The organism is Streptomyces sp. NPDC055962 (assembly GCF_042270185.1).
Taxonomy (GTDB): Bacteria; Actinomycetota; Actinomycetes; order Streptomycetales; family Streptomycetaceae; genus Streptomyces.
This window is the reverse complement of the sequence record NZ_JBHJYN010000009.1, coordinates 264197-278834: the sequence shown is the minus strand read 5'-3', so window position 1 is coordinate 278834 and position 14638 is coordinate 264197. Positions and strand designations below refer to the sequence as shown.

Genomic DNA, 14638 nt, shown 5'->3' with positions numbered 1-14638 from the left:
TCCCGCTCGCCGGGCAACGGCCCGGTCGCGTACCCCTCGTACTGCGGCTGAGGTCCCCGAGTGTCCGTCACAGTGCCCCCTTGGGAGTCCGTGGCAGGGCCACGGGCGCCGTTCGCGCCGGCTTCGGAAGCGGCCGAACCGGCGCCCGTGGCTCCACTCACGCTCTACTCCTCGTGCTCCCCGGCCGAAGGCGCCGTGCCCTCGACTGTGCCCTCGACCACGTTCTCGGCATGGGCCTCGACCGTGGCGCCTTCGGCTTCATCGGTCCCGTCGACCTCTTCGGCCTCACGACCGGCCTCGGCGTTGCGCGCGATGCCGACGACGGCATCACGCTTGCCCAGATTGATCAGTTGGACGCCCATGGTGTCACGGCCCGTCTCCCTGACTTCATTGACTCGCGTACGAATCACACCACCGCCGAGCGTGATGGCGAGGATCTCGTCCGCTTCCTCCACCACCAGCGCGCCGACGAGCGAACCGCGGTCCTCGACGATCTTGGCAGCCTTGATACCCAGACCGCCACGGCCCTGGACGCGGTACTCGTCGACAGCGGTCCGCTTCGCGTACCCACCGTCGGTGGCAGTGAACACGAACGTACCGGGCCGGACAACATTCATCGAGAGCAGTTCGTCGCCCTCGCGGAAACTCATGCCCTTCACGCCGGAGGTGGCGCGGCCCATCGGGCGCAGCGCGTCGTCCGTGGCGGTGAACCTGATCGACTGGGCCTTCCTGCTGACGAGCAGCAGGTCGTCCTCGGCCGACACCAGCTCGGCGCCGATCAGCTCGTCGTCGCTGCCGTCCTGCGTCTCCCGCAGGTTGATGGCGATGACGCCGCCGGAGCGGGGGGAGTCGTAGTCCTTGAGCGCCGTCTTCTTCACCAGGCCGCCCTTGGTGGCCAGGATCAGGTAAGGCGCCGCCTCGTAGTCGCGGATCGCCAGGATCTGCGCGATCTGCTCGTCCGGCTGGAAGGCCAGGAGGTTCGCCACGTGCTGGCCACGCGCGTCACGGCCGGCGTCCGGCAGCTCGTACGCCTTGGCCCGGTAGACCCGGCCCTTGTTGGTGAAGAACAGCAGCCAGTGGTGCGTCGTCGACACGAAGAAGTGGTCGACGATGTCGTCTTCCCGGAGCTTCGTGCCGCGCACACCCTTGCCGCCGCGCTTCTGCGAGCGGTAGTCGTCCGTCTTGGTGCGCTTGACGTACCCACCGCGCGAGATGGTGACGACGATGTCTTCCTCGGCGATGAGGTCCTCGATCGACATGTCGCCGTCGAAGGGCACCAGCTTCGAGCGCCTGTCGTCGCCGAACTTGTCGACGATCGCCGCCAGCTCCTCGCTGACGATCTGACGCTGCTTCGCAGGGGAGGCCAGGATCTCGTTGTACTCGTTGATCTTCGCCTGGAGCTCGTCGTGCTCGGCGGTGATCTTCTGGTGCTCCAGAGCGGCCAGGCGGCGCAGCTGCATCTCCAGGATCGCGTTCGCCTGGATCTCGTCGATCTCCAGCAGGCCCATCAGGCCCTCACGCGCGATCTCCACGGTGTTGCTGCGGCGGATGAGCGCGATGACCTCTTCGATCGCGTTCAGTGCCTTGAGGAGGCCGCGCAGGATGTGCGCCCGCTCCTCGGCCTTCCGCAGACGGAACCTGGTCCGCCGGACGATGACCTCGATCTGGTGCGTCACCCAGTGACGGATGAACGCGTCGATCGACAGCGTGCGCGGCACACCGTCGACGAGCGCCAGCATGTTGGCGCCGAAGTTCGACTGCAGATCGGTGTGCTTGTAGAGGTTGTTGAGCACGACCTTGGCGACCGCGTCACGCTTCAGCACGACGACCAGGCGCTGGCCCGTGCGCGAGGAGGTCTCGTCGCGGACGTCCGCGATGCCGCCGACCTTGCCGTCCTTCACCAGGTCGGCGATCTTCTGCGCGAGGTTGTCGGGGTTGGTCTGGTACGGGAGCTCCGTGACGACCAGGCACTGCCTGTTCTGGATCTCCTCGACCGCCACGACGGCGCGCATCGTGATGGAGCCACGGCCCGTGCGGTACGCCTCCTCGATGCCCTTGCGGCCCACGACCAGCGCGCCGGTCGGGAAGTCGGGACCCTTGATCCGCTCGATGAGGGCGTCCAGGAGCTCCTCGTGCGAGGCCTCCGGGTGCTCCAGGTACCACTGCGCACCGGCGGCGACCTCGCGCAGGTTGTGCGGCGGGATGTTGGTCGCCATACCGACCGCGATGCCGGCGGAACCATTCACCAGGAGGTTCGGGAAGCGCGCCGGCAGGACGGTCGGCTCCTGGTTGCGGCCGTCGTAGTTGTCCTGGAAGTCGACGGTCTCCTCGTCGATGTCCCGGACCATCTCCATGGACAGCGGCATCATCTTGCACTCGGTGTACCGCATGGCCGCGGCCGGGTCGTTGCCCGGGGAACCGAAGTTGCCGTTGGAGTCCACCAGCGGCATGCGCATCGACCAGTGCTGTGCCAGTCGCACGAGCGCGTCGTAGATCGAGGAGTCGCCGTGGGGGTGGTACGTACCCATGACGTCACCGACGACGCGGGCGCACTTGTAGAAGCCCTTCTCGGGCCGGTAGCCACCGTCGTACATCGCGTACAGCACCCGGCGGTGGACGGGCTTCAGACCGTCCCTCACGTCGGGCAGCGCACGCGAGACGATGACGGACATCGCGTAGTCGAGGTAGGAGCGCTGCATCTCCGTCTCGAGCCCGACGGGCTCGACACGCATGCCCACACCCGGGACGGCGGGCTCCTCTTCGGGCATCACAGGGGTGTTCTCGTCGGCCATTGCTGGTCAAAGTCCTTTCGCACTGCGGCTTGCTTGTACGGCCGACTCAGATGTCGAGGAAGCGGACGTCCTTGGCGTTGCGCTGGATGAACGAGCGCCGCGCCTCGACGTCCTCGCCCATCAGCACCGAGAACAGGTCGTCGGCCTGCGCCGCGTCGTCGAGCGTGACCTGGCCCAGCACACGGTGGTCGACGTCCATCGTGGTGACGCGGAGCTCCTCGGCGTTCATCTCGCCGAGGCCCTTGAAGCGCTGGATCGAGTCTTCCTTGATGCGCTTGCCGTTCTGCTTGCCCAGCGCCACCAGGGCGTCGCGCTCACGGTCGGAGTACGCGTACTCGAAGTCGTCGCGACCCCACTTGATCTTGTAGAGCGGAGGGCGGGAGAGGTAGACGTGCCCGGACTCGACCAGCGGCCGCATGAAGCGGAACAGGAAGGTCAGCAGCAGGGTGTTGATGTGCTGGCCGTCGACGTCGGCGTCCGCCATCAGAATGATCTTGTGATAGCGGAGCTTCTCGATGTCGAAGTCCTCGTGGACCCCGGTACCGAAGGCCGAGATCAGCGCCTGGACCTCGGTGTTCTGCAGGATCTTGTCGATACGGGCCTTCTCGACGTTCAGGATCTTGCCCCGGATCGGCAGGATGGCCTGGTACATCGGGTTCCGGCCGGACTTCGCCGAACCACCGGCGGAGTCACCCTCGACGATGAAGATCTCGCACTTCGTCGGGTCGTTGGACTGGCAGTCGCTCAGCTTGCCGGGCAGCGAGGCGCTCTCCAGGAGCCCCTTGCGCCGGGTGAGGTCACGCGCCTTGCGGGCCGCGACGCGGGCCGTGGACGCCGCGATGCCCTTGCGGATGATGTCGGCGGCCTCGTTGGGGTTCCGGTCGAACCAGTCCGTCAACTGCTCGTGGACGACCTTCTGGACGAAGGTCTTCGCCTCGGTGTTGCCGAGCTTGGTCTTCGTCTGCCCCTCGAACTGCGGCTCGCCGAGCTTCACCGAGATGATCGCCGTCAGACCCTCACGGACGTCCTCGCCGGTGAGGTTGTCGTCCTTCTCGCGCAGCAGCTTCTTGTCGCGCGCGTAGCGGTTGACCAGCGAGGTCAGCGCCGCGCGGAAGCCCTCCTCGTGCGTGCCGCCCTCGTGCGTGTGGATCGCGTTGGCGAAGGAGTACACACCCTCGCTGTACTGCGTGTTCCACTGCATGGCGATCTCGGCCGAGAGGAGCCTGTCCTTGTCCTCGGCCTCGATGTCGATCACCGACTGGTGAATGAGCTCGCCCTTGCGGGAGTTGAGGTACTTGACGAAGTCGACGATGCCGTTCTCGTAGTGGTACGTGACCGTGCGCGTCGACTCCTCGTCGGGTACGTCGACCACCTCGGCGCTGTCCGCGCCCGCCGTGGCCTTCGCCGACTCCCGCTCGTCGGTGAGCTTGAGAGTGAGTCCCTTGTTGAGGAACGCCATCTCCTGGAAGCGGCGCGAGAGGGTCTCGAAGGAGTAGTCGGTGGTCTCGAAGACATCGCCGTCGGCCCAGAAGGTGACGGTCGTACCCGTCTCGTCCGTCGCCTCGTGGCGGGCCAGCGGGGCCGTCGGGACACCGAGCTTGTAGTCCTGGGTCCAGCGGTAGCCGTCGGTCTTGACCTCGACGCCCACCCGTGTGGACAGGGCGTTGACGACGGACACACCGACGCCGTGCAGACCGCCGGAGACGGCGTAGCCGCCGCCGCCGAACTTTCCGCCCGCGTGCAGGACGGTGAGCACGACCTCGACGGCCGGCTTGCCCTCGGACGGCACGATGCCGACCGGGATGCCGCGGCCGTTGTCGACCACACGCACCCCGCCGTCGGCGAGGATCGTGACGTCGATGGTGTCCGCGTGCCCGGCCATGGCCTCGTCGACCGAGTTGTCGACAACCTCTTGCACGAGGTGGTGGAGACCGCGCTCACCGGTGGACCCGATGTACATGCCGGGTCGCTTACGGACCGCGTCCAGGCCTTCGAGCACGGTGATCGCACTCGCGTCGTACGAGGAGGTCACCTCGCCTTGCTCACCGGCGGTGGACGGAATGTTCTCGTTGGGGTTGCCGGAATCGGCCACGAAGCGCCCTTTCTGGCACAGCACAGGCCGTTCTCCGGCAGGCGGGAGCGGCTGCGTCGTTCGGCTTGTATCGACGACTCCCGCAAGGAAGCGGGATTGTGCACCAGTCTACCGGTAGCGCTGACATGAATGGGGGTTTGCGGGTGCCTCAGTACCCATGTGCCGCCCTGAACCAGCGGCTGACGACTCCCCATATTCAGGAAGGGCCCCCGAGAGGCTCACGAGGGCTTTGCGCGCTTCGGCCTGTCAACCTCCGGCTACGGTGAGGGACGCCCCGCATCCCCCGCATGACGCGAAGTCACCCATAACCGCACATAGCGGACAGGAAGGGGTGGTGCCGAACCGGGGCAGATGCGGATGCGCCGCCCTCGGCCACTCCCTGCACGCGTCGGCAGGCTGGGGCCGCGGACGCGGAAAAGCCCTGCTCAGCCGTAGGTGTCGCCGGGTCCCCTGCTCCCGGGCGTCCGGAGAGGGCCGAATCTGCGCTGCGGACCGCCCGGGGCGAGCACCTTGATCACTCGCACGGTGCCGTGGCCCAGATCCGTGTTCAGCCTGGCCACCAGCTGCGGGGCCAGCAGGCGCAGCTGCGTCGCCCACGCCGTCGAGTCGCACTGCACGGTCAGGACCCGCTCGGCAGGGTCGTCGTCGTACCGCACCGGGACACAGTGATTGGCCAGATCGTCACCGACGATCTGCGGCCAGCGGCCCATCACACCGCCGACGGCTGCCGGGGTCTCCCAGCCGCGCTCGGTGATCAGCCGGCTGACCGCCGACCCCAGGGGCAGCGGATCGCGGCCGTCGGAGCGGGCCCCCGACCTCAGGCCGCCCCCGCGCCGTGCCTGGTTCTTCTGCTGCGCCGCGGCGCCCCGGGCGCGGGCCTGCTCCTTGGCCGCGCGCAGGGCCACCCGCGCCAGGTCGACACCCGACACCTCCGGCTGCTTGGCCGGGCCCGGCGTGGATCCGCCCTGTTCCTCCGGGCCGCTCACAGCCGCTCCACCTCCCCGGCGGACACCGCGTACCGCGCACCGGCCAGCGCACCCGGGACGTCGTCGTCCACGGCGGCCGTGACCAGTACCTGCTCGCCGGGGGCCACCAACTCGGCCAGCCGCTCGCGGCGCCGTGCGTCCAGCTCGGCGAACACGTCGTCCAGCACCAGCACCGGTTCGTTGCCCTCGGTACGGAGCAGATCGTAGGAGGCCAGCCGCAGCGCCAGGGCGTACGACCAGGACTCGCCGTGGCTCGCGTACCCCTTCGCCGGCATTCCGCGCAGGCCCAGCACCAGGTCGTCACGGTGCGGACCGACCAGCGTCACGCCGCGCTCGATCTCCTGCTTGCGTGCCTGGACCAGCGCCGCCATCACCTGCTCGTAGAGCTCCTCGCGGGTCCGCGCGGGCTCCACGTCCGCACCGACGGAACTGCGGTACTCCAGCGTCACGGGGCCGCCGCCGGGTGCGACGTCCGCGTAGGCCTTGTCGGCCAGCGGCTGCAGCGTCGAGATGAGATCCAGCCGCTGCGCCAGCAGCTCGGCCCCCACCCGGCCCAGATGCTGGTCCCACACGTCCAGGGTGGACAGGTCCATCGAACGGCCGCCGTGCCTGCGGGCCATCGCCGCGGACTTCAGCAGGGTGTTGCGCTGCTTCAGCACCCGCTCGTAGTCGGAACGCACCCCGGCCATGCGGGGGGAGCGCGCGGTGATCAGCTCGTCCAGGAAGCGCCGCCGCTCACCCGGATCACCCTTGACCAGGGCCAGGTCCTCCGGCGCGAACAGCACCGTCCGCACGATCCCCAGGACGTCACGCGGCCTGACCTGCGACGACCTGTTGATACGGGCCCGATTCGCGCGGCCCGGATTGAGCTCGAGCTCGATCAGCTGCGAGCGTTCGCCCTGGGTGACCGCAGCCCGTACGACGGCCCGCTCCGCGCCCATCCGCACCAGGGGCGCGTCGGACGACACCCGGTGGCTGCCGAGTGTGGCGAGGTAGCCGACGGCCTCCACCAGGTTGGTCTTGCCCTGGCCGTTGGCCCCCACGAACGCGGTGACGCCCGGCTCGAGAGGAACCTCGACCCGGGCGTACGAACGGAAGTCGGCCAGCGAGAGATGCGTGACGTGCATGGTCGCCGACCCTTCCGACTGTGCTCTGCTGTCTGCCGCGAGTGCCGCGGGCCGTGTGCTGCCCGCGGCTGTCTCCTGCGGACTACTTCTTGTTCTCGACCGCGTGGCCGCCGAACTGGTTGCGCAGCGCGGCGATCATCTTCATCTGCGGCGAGTCGTCCTGTCGCGAGGCGAAGCGCGCGAACAGGGACGCGGTGATCGCGGGCAGCGGCACCGCGTTGTCGATGGCGGCCTCGACCGTCCACCGGCCTTCGCCGGAGTCCGCGGCGAACCCGCGGAGCTGGTCGAGGTGCTCGTCGTCGTCGAGGGCGTTGACCGCGAGGTCGAGCAGCCAGGAACGGATGACCGTGCCCTCCTGCCAGGAACGGAAGACCTCGCGCACGTCGGTGACGGAGTCGACCTTCTCCAGGAGCTCCCAGCCCTCGGCGTAGGCCTGCATCATGGCGTACTCGATGCCGTTGTGGACCATCTTCGCGAAGTGGCCGGCGCCGACCTTGCCCGCGTGGACGGAACCGAAGTCACCCTCGGGCTTCAGGGCGTCGAAGATCGGCTGGACCTTGGCGACGTTCTCCTCGGTGCCGCCGTACATCAGGGCGTAGCCGTTCTCCAGGCCCCAGACACCACCGGAGACGCCGCAGTCGACGAAGCCGATGTCCTTGATCCCCAGCTCGACGGCGTGCTTCTCGTCGTCGGTCCAGCGCGAGTTGCCGCCGTCCACGACCACGTCACCCGGGGAGAGCAGGTCGGCCAGCTCGTCGATGGTCGACTGGGTCGCGGCACCGGCCGGGACCATCACCCACACGACGCGCGGGCCCTTGAGCTTGCCCACAAGCTCTTCGAGGCTGTGGACATCGGCGACGTCCGGGTTGCGGTCGTAACCGATGACCGTGTGCCCTGCGCGGCGGATGCGCTCGCGCATGTTGCCGCCCATCTTGCCGAGGCCGACGAGACCGAGCTCCATCAGAGATTCCTTAAGCGTTGTGCCGATTCGTACCCAGGACCGAGCCTACGCCCGGCCGGGACAGCACGGCGGGGTGCAGCACGGTGGGCCCGCTCTGCGCTGAGCCTGCCCGCCGGAAACTGCCATGACAGGAACGACCGCCGGATCAGCCGGAGAGGCGGACCGGCATGATCAGGTACTTGTACGCGTCGTTCGCCTCGGCGTCGACGGCCGGGCGGCCGCTGAGAAGCGCCGGCTTGGTCGACGTCGTGAAGGAGAGCTGGGCGACCGGGGAGTCGATCGCGCTGAGCCCGTCCAGCAGGAAGGTCGGGTTGAAGGCGATCGAGATGTCGTCGCCCTCGAGTACCGCGTCGACACGCTCCACAGCCTGTGCGTCGTCGCTGGAACCGGCCTCGAGAATCAGCACGCCCTGCTCGAAGCTGAGCCGCACCGGGGTGTTGCGCTCGGCGACGAGGGCCACACGCTTGACGGCCTCGACGAACGGGGCCGTCTCGATGACCGCGACCGAGTTGAACTCGGTGGGGAAGAGCGTCCGGTACTTCGGGAGGTCGCCTTCGAGCAGCCGCGTGGTCGTCCGGCGGCCGGCACCCTCGAAGCCGATGAGGCCTTCGCCCGCACCGGAGCCCGACAGCGCCAGCGTCACCGTGTCACCGCTGGTCAGTGCCTTGGCAGTGTCCAGCAGCGTCTTGGCGGGCACCAGGGCCACGGCCGAGGCGTCGGGGTTCTCCGGCTTCCACAGGAACTCGCGGACCGCGAAGCGGTAGCGGTCGGTCGACGCGAGGGTGACGGTGTCGCCCTCGATCTCGATCCGGACACCGGTGAGGACGGGGAGGGTGTCGTCACGGCCGGCCGCGATGGCGACCTGGGCCGCGGCGGAGGCGAAGACCTCACCGGGAACGGTGCCCGTGGCGGTCGGCATCTGCGGCAGCGCCGGGTACTCCTCCACAGGAAGGGTGTGGAGGGTGAACCGCGAGGAGCCGCAGACCACCGTCGCCCGTACACCGTCTGTGGAAATCTCCACCGGCCTGTTCGGCAGGGCGCGGCAGATGTCGGCGAGGAGACGGCCGGAGACGAGCACCGTGCCGTCCTCCTCGATCTCCGCGTCCACCGAGACCTTGGCCGAGACCTCGTAGTCGAAGCTCGAGAAGCTGAGGGCTCCGTCCTCAGCCTTCAGGAGAAGGCCCGCGAGAACGGGCGCCGGCGGACGGGCCGGGAGGCTGCGGGCCACCCAGGCCACCGCCTCCGCGAGTACATCGCGCTCCACCCGGATCTTCACCGGAACCGCCTCCTGCTGTTGCTCGCTCGCCCTGCTGGCCTTCGTCGTCTGACCGGGGCTCCCCGCCGAGGGGCTGGGGAGACCACCGGGGTCCAGTCTGACGTACGGCGCCGACACTCGTTGCTGCTCGGGGTCAAGTCGCGCCAAGAGGTCGGCCGAGCTCGCCGCTCGAGTTGTGCACAGGCCCCACTTCGAAGCGGATTCCTGGCTAACTCTGAGTGGTAGTAGTAGTAGGCCCTGTGGAAACCGTGGATAACGTTGTTTTCGCAGGTCAGAAGCTGTTTTTTGTCCACCGGTCCTGTGGGTGGCACCGGTGGACAACCAGGCGTTTCTGTGGACACGCGAAAGTTCTGCACACCCGATGCACAGGCCGGGGTGACTTCTCCCCAGGGCTGTCCCCAGCTTTACCCACGTTCCCCACAGCTCAACCGACCCCCCTCGTGTGACGCCTTTCACTCTCGGCAGTGAAAGGCGGTGTCGGGTTGCCGAACAGTGGACAGGGGTGTGGAGAAGCTGGGGACAACCACGACCCGCCTGTGGGTCGCCGGTGGACAACATCATCGCGGCCCTGTGGACGAAAAATTTGTCCACAGGGTGTGGATCACTGTTGACCACAAATCCCCAGGCGTGTGACCTGGCCTGATGGAGTATCGACAGCCGGGCCTGTGGACGCAATCTGGACAACTTCGCAGTCCCCAGGCTGTGGACGCCTGATTCCTCCATCATCTGTGGAGAAGGACCCGGCCGGGGCGGGAATTCGAACACTCCACGCGAAATCTGCCCTCCCACGCGACCGGAACCAGGGGGCAGAGGACCTCGGATCGGCCTTCGAGGGCGCTCACGAGGCTGTCCCGGAACACTCATGCCGGCGCTCTCAGCGGTTCCTGTGGACGTCCCGGAGCCGTCACGGGAAGATCCTGGCGGCTTCTCCGAGGTCCCAGGCACACCGGCTCTCATGTCTTCCGAGGGCACGGAACGCCCCGCTGAGGACAAAGGGGAACGCCCCGCTGAGGACGACGTGCGGTCCTCGGCGGGGCGTTCCCCGGACGTGCTGTGCGGTGGCGTCCTGACGTGATGCCGGCGCTCAGCCGTTCTTGATGCGGTTGGTCAGCTCGGTGACCTGGTTGTAGATGGAGCGCCGCTCCGCCATCAGGGCCCGGATCTTCCGGTCGGCGTGCATCACCGTGGTGTGGTCGCGCCCGCCGAACTGGGCGCCGATCTTGGGCAGGGAGAGATCGGTCAGCTCACGGCAGAGGTACATGGCGATCTGGCGCGCCGTCACCAGCACACGGCTGCGCGAGGATCCGCAGAGGTCCTCCACCGTCAGTCCGAAGTAGTCCGCGGTCGCGGCCATGATGGCCGGCGCGGTGATCTCGGGAGCCGAGTCCTCGCCGCCCGGGATCAGGTCCTTGAGCACGATCTCGGTGAGACCGAGATCCACCGGCTGCCGGTTCAGGCTCGCGAAGGCGGTCACGCGGATGAGTGCGCCCTCCAGCTCGCGGATGTTGCGCGAGATACGGGAGGCGATGAACTCGAGCACCTCCGGCGGGGCGTTGAGCTGCTCCTGCACGGCCTTCTTGCGGAGGATCGCGATACGCGTCTCCAGCTCCGGCGGCTGCACATCGGTGGTGAGCCCCCACTCGAACCGGTTGCGCAGCCGGTCCTCGAGGGTCACCAGCTGCTTGGGCGGTCGGTCCGAGGACAGCACGATCTGCTTGTTCGCGTTGTGGAGCGTGTTGAAGGTGTGGAAGAACTCCTCCTGAGTCGACTCCTTGCTCGCCAGGAACTGGATGTCGTCGACCAGGAGGATGTCCACGTCGCGGTAGCGCTTGCGGAAGGTGTCGCCCTTGCCGTCGCGGATCGAGTTGATGAACTCGTTGGTGAACTCCTCGGAGCTCACGTAGCGCACCCGGGTGCCCGGATAGAGGCTCCGCGCGTAGTGGCCGATGGCGTGCAGCAGGTGGGTCTTGCCGAGTCCCGACTCCCCGTAGATGAACAGGGGGTTGTACGCCTTCGCGGGGGCCTCGGCGACGGCGACGGCAGCCGCGTGCGCGAAGCGGTTGGACGCTCCGATGACGAAGGTGTCGAAGAGGTACTTCGGATTCAGCCGGGCATGCGGCTCGCCGGTACCGGGCGGGGGCGCGGACTGCGTGCCCATCGGGCCGCCGCCGGCCCTGCCGGTCCCGGGGCCGCTCTGGCGGTGCTGGGGCTGCTGGTCCTGAAGGTCGTGGCGGTCACGGCTGTCCCGCTGCTGCTCGTAGCCCTGGTGCTCGGACGGCTGCGGACGGTAGTCGTGCTGCGGCTGCTGCGGGCGCGGACTCGCGTACGGGTCGCGGTCCTGATAGCCGCCGTGCCGGGGCTGCCAGGAGAGGTCCTCCTGGGCGCGGGGCCAGGCACCGGGCTCGGGGCGGTGCTGCTGGTAGTCCGGGTAGGCGGGCCGTGCCGTCGGCATGCCGTCGTCGGTGGGCCGCGGGCCGTAGGTGTCGTACCCGTCGTTGCGCGAGGGCTCGTCGTGCTGCGGCCCCTGGTAGCGGTGGGCCTGCTGGCCCTGGTGCTGGTGCATCGGCGGCGCGGGCGGGGCGGGGGGCTCGCCCGCGGAGTCGTCCACGGTGATCGCGATCCGGATCGGGCGCCCGCACTCACGGGTGAGCGTCTCGCTGATGAGCGGAGCGAGCCGGCCCTCCAGGACGCGCTTGCCCCATTCGTTGGGTACAGCCAGCAGCGCGGTGTCGGCGACGAGTGCCAGGGGCTGACAGCGCTCGATCCACTGCTTGTCCTTCGGCTCGATGCCCTGCTGGCCCTCCCCGAGGAGTTGTTCCAGCACTCGTGGCCACACTGCGGCAAGATCGGCAGGTACGTCAGCCACAAGGCACGCTCTCTCGCATGTCCCACGAATGTGTGCTTCTCGGGACGGGATGGGTCGGGTCGGGTGAGGCCCGGCAGGCAGGAAGGAAAGGAACCGGAGTTCATCCACGGTAGTCAGGGCGACCCGCGCGGTTCAAGTTGTTGTCCACAGGCTGTGTACAGCACGGGGTGATGCGGAGCCGGTTTGACCGAATGGCGCAGCCGCGCGTACCGTGACCAGGTCGAGTTGTCGATGGCTGCTGCCGCCTGCCTCCGATGGGCAAAGATCACGATCTGTGATTGTGAAGCGGTGCACTAAGGCGTTTACGCGAGTTCCTCGTGGGCGCACGGTGACAGCCAGGCGATGTCCCGCCAACACACGAATCATTTCTGGAGCCCCCGAGTGAGCAAGCGCACCTTCCAGCCGAACAATCGTCGTCGCGCCAAGACCCATGGCTTCCGACTGCGCATGCGTACCCGTGCCGGCCGCGCGATTCTCGCGAACCGCCGTGGCAAGGGTCGCGCCAACCTGTCCGCCTGATCGCGGCCAGGTCATGACGTGCTGCCTACCGAGAATCGGCTGAGGCGGCGCGAGGACTTCGCGGCCGCGGTACGCCGGGGACGTCGGGCCGGACGCCCGCTACTCGTCGTACATCTACGCAGCGGTGTTACGGACCCGCACGTGACAGGGGAGAGTGCTCCCCCGCCACGTGCGGGTTTCGTTGTCAGCAAAGCAGTGGGTGGAGCGGTCGTTCGCACCGCGGTGAAGCGGAAGCTTCGTCATCTGGTCCGCGATCGGCTTCCTCAGCTGCCCCCCGGTAGCCTTGTTGTCGTACGAGCGCTGCCCGGATCGGGCGACGCCGACCATGCACAGCTGGCCCGAGACCTGGATGCCGCCCTTCAGCGGCTGCTGGGAGGGGGCGCGCGATGAAGTACCCGCTGCTGGCTCTCATCAAGCTGTATCAGTGGACGATCAGCCCGCTCCTCGGGCCTGTCTGCCGTTACTACCCGTCGTGTTCCCACTATGGATATACGGCGATCGACCGGCACGGTGCGATCAAGGGAACAGCGCTGACCGCATGGCGCATCCTGCGGTGCAATCCGTGGTCACCCGGCGGCGTGGATCACGTACCGCCACGCAAACGTCCGCGTTGGCACGAACTGCTGCGCAGCTGTGTGCGTGGCGGCAAGGGCGGGGACTCCGCCGGCGATGTGCCTTCCGGGGGGTCGGTCTCCGAACCCCCGAGCCCGGCCACAGAGACCTCGCCCAATGCTCAAGGAGCCTGATTAGTGGACACGATTGCCAGTCTGTTCAGCTTTATCACCACGCCCGTCTCATGGGTCATCGTCCAGTTCCACAAGTTGTACGGAGCGCTCTTCGGCGATGACACGGGGTGGGCCTGGGGCCTGTCCATCGTGTCCCTGGTGGTCCTGATCCGGATCTGCCTGATCCCGCTTTTCGTCAAGCAGATCAAGTCGACCCGGAACATGCAGGTGCTCCAGCCGAAGATGAAGGCGATCCAGGAGCGCTACAAGAACGACAAACAGCGTCAGTCCGAAGAGATGATGAAGCTGTACAAGGAGACGGGGACCAACCCTCTCTCCTCGTGTCTTCCCATCCTGGCGCAGTCCCCGTTCTTCTTCGCCCTGTACCACGTGCTCTCGGCCATCGCCTCGGGCAAGACGATCGGTGTCATCGACCAGCCGCTGCTGGACAGTGCCCGTCAGGCCCACATCTTCGGTGCCCCGCTCGCTGCGAAGTTCATGGACAGCGAGGAGAAGGTCTCGGCGCTCGGCGCTTCGCTGACCGACGTCCGGGTCGTCACCGCCGTCATGATCGTGATGATGTCCGCGTCGCAGTTCTTCACGCAGCGCCAGCTGATGACGAAGAACGTCGACCTGACGGTGAAGACCCCGTACATGCAGCAGCAGAAGATGCTGATGTACATCTTCCCGCTGATCTTCGCGGTCATGGGCATCAACTTCCCCGTCGGTGTCCTCGTGTACTGGCTGACCACCAACGTCTGGACCATGGGTCAGCAGATGTACGTGATCAATCAGAACCCGACTCCGGGCAGCAAGGCGCAGGACCAGTACCTCGGTCGCCTGCTGAAGAGCGTGACGGCGCACGGTGAGGTCCGCGGCAGGACGCGGCGCAACACCGTCAAGCGGATCGTCTCCAAGGGGACCGACCGCAACGACATCGAGCGCAAGTTCATCACCGGTCTGAGCAAGCTCGGCCTCGCCGCCCAGGAGGACGGGACGGTGGCGAAGAGTGAAGCCGCTGTTCTCGAGGCAGAGGGTGGCACGGCGCCCAAGCGCCAGCAGCCGAAGCGGCAGACCAAGGCGAAGCGTCACACCGCGGCCACGCACGCCGGTGCGGCGAAAGAGGAGGGCTCCGGCCATTCGGAGCCCAGGACCTCGCTCGAGAAGCAGGACGCATCGCAGGACGACAAGCCGAAGCCGGCGGCCAAGCCCGCCGCGTCCGGCTCCTCACGCCAAGCCAAGTCCGGACAGCGCAAGGGCCCGCAGCGGCCCAAGCACCCGTCCAAGAAGTAAG

At 67.7% G+C, this 14638-nt stretch carries 11 protein-coding genes and 1 pseudogene; 4 read left to right on the top strand and 8 right to left on the bottom strand.

Going from position 1 to position 14638, the window contains the following annotated elements; all coding sequences use genetic code 11:
- From ACFC51_RS25325 to dnaA, 8 genes and pseudogenes are all read right to left on the bottom strand, one after another.
- Positions 1-161: pseudogene (locus ACFC51_RS25325) on the bottom strand (DUF3566 domain-containing protein); the annotation flags it as partial.
- Positions 162-164: 3 nt separating this feature from the next.
- Positions 165-2792: a DNA gyrase subunit A gene (gene gyrA / locus ACFC51_RS25320; protein ID WP_376378521.1), complete on the bottom strand. Its 2628-nt coding sequence runs from the start codon at positions 2790-2792 to the stop codon at positions 165-167.
- Between the two features lie 46 nt (positions 2793-2838).
- The gene (gene gyrB, locus ACFC51_RS25315) at positions 2839-4908 is read right to left on the bottom strand and encodes a DNA topoisomerase (ATP-hydrolyzing) subunit B (protein WP_376378524.1); all 2070 of its coding nucleotides are present in this window, start codon (positions 4906-4908) and stop codon (positions 2839-2841) included.
- 401 nt (positions 4909-5309) lie between these two features.
- Positions 5310-5870, bottom strand: a complete 561-nt coding sequence (locus ACFC51_RS25310; protein ID WP_376530906.1) for a DUF721 domain-containing protein — start codon at positions 5868-5870, stop codon at positions 5310-5312.
- Positions 5867-6997: a DNA replication/repair protein RecF gene (gene recF, locus ACFC51_RS25305; RefSeq protein WP_376378529.1), complete on the bottom strand. Its 1131-nt coding sequence runs from the start codon at positions 6995-6997 to the stop codon at positions 5867-5869. Before recF ends, ACFC51_RS25310 begins: the two co-directional genes overlap by 4 nt.
- Positions 6998-7079: 82 nt before the next feature.
- Positions 7080-7958, bottom strand: a complete 879-nt coding sequence (gene gnd, locus ACFC51_RS25300) for a phosphogluconate dehydrogenase (NAD(+)-dependent, decarboxylating) (RefSeq protein WP_014155225.1) — start codon at positions 7956-7958, stop codon at positions 7080-7082.
- Between the two features lie 145 nt (positions 7959-8103).
- Positions 8104-9234: a DNA polymerase III subunit beta gene (dnaN, locus tag ACFC51_RS25295; protein ID WP_073750679.1), complete on the bottom strand. Its 1131-nt coding sequence runs from the start codon at positions 9232-9234 to the stop codon at positions 8104-8106.
- Positions 9235-10318: 1084 nt separating this feature from the next.
- The gene (gene dnaA / locus ACFC51_RS25290; protein WP_376378532.1) at positions 10319-12100 is read right to left on the bottom strand and encodes a chromosomal replication initiator protein DnaA; all 1782 of its coding nucleotides are present in this window, start codon (positions 12098-12100) and stop codon (positions 10319-10321) included.
- Between the two features lie 381 nt (positions 12101-12481).
- Here dnaA and rpmH point away from each other — a divergent pair, with 381 nt between their 5' ends.
- The 4 genes from rpmH to yidC are packed head-to-tail and all read left to right on the top strand — an operon-like array spanning position 12482 to position 14637.
- Complete coding sequence (gene rpmH / locus ACFC51_RS25285) at positions 12482-12619, top strand: 50S ribosomal protein L34 (protein WP_014047156.1); 138 nt, start codon at positions 12482-12484, stop codon at positions 12617-12619.
- Between the two features lie 18 nt (positions 12620-12637).
- A complete protein-coding gene (gene rnpA / locus ACFC51_RS25280) occupies positions 12638-13009 on the top strand; it encodes a ribonuclease P protein component (RefSeq protein WP_329230750.1) in 372 nt (123 codons plus the stop codon).
- Positions 13006-13365 (top strand): membrane protein insertion efficiency factor YidD, encoded by a 360-nt coding sequence (gene yidD, locus ACFC51_RS25275; protein WP_376378536.1) that lies wholly within the window; start codon positions 13006-13008, stop codon positions 13363-13365. Before rnpA ends, yidD begins: the two co-directional genes overlap by 4 nt.
- A gap of 3 nt (positions 13366-13368) precedes the next feature.
- Positions 13369-14637 (top strand): membrane protein insertase YidC, encoded by a 1269-nt coding sequence (yidC, locus tag ACFC51_RS25270; protein WP_376378539.1) that lies wholly within the window; start codon positions 13369-13371, stop codon positions 14635-14637.
- Position 14638 lies beyond the last annotated feature (1 nt).